This is a genomic window from Citrobacter sp. Cb031 (genome assembly GCF_030336725.1).
GTDB classification, from domain to species: domain Bacteria; phylum Pseudomonadota; class Gammaproteobacteria; order Enterobacterales; family Enterobacteriaceae; genus Citrobacter; species Citrobacter braakii.
This window is the reverse complement of the sequence record NZ_JAOWDA010000004.1, coordinates 1-281: the sequence shown is the minus strand read 5'-3', so window position 1 is coordinate 281 and position 281 is coordinate 1. Positions and strand designations below refer to the sequence as shown.

General features: G+C 54.4%; 1 tRNA gene and 1 rRNA gene. Both read right to left on the bottom strand.

From position 1 onward, the window contains the following. A 5S ribosomal RNA gene (gene rrf / locus OGV93_RS00655) occupies window positions 1-81 on the bottom strand; the annotation flags it as partial. Window positions 82-119: 38 nt separating this feature from the next. Beyond that, window positions 120-195, bottom strand: a tRNA-Thr gene (locus OGV93_RS00650). Window positions 196-281: the final 86 nt, after the last annotated feature.

Here is a 281-nt window from a genome sequence, read left to right as displayed (position 1 = left end):
CACACTACCATCGGCGCTACGGCGTTTCACTTCTGAGTTCGGCATGGGGTCAGGTGGGACCACCGCGCTACAGCCGCCAGACAAATTCTTTTCTAAGTGCCAAACTTTAACCGAAAAACTGGTGCTGATACCCAGAGTCGAACTGGGGACCTCACCCTTACCAAGGGTGCGCTCTACCAACTGAGCCATATCAGCACACTAAATTTGATGCCTGGCAGTTCCCTACTCTCGCATGGGGAGACCCCACACTACCATCGGCGCTACGGCGTTTCACTTCTGAG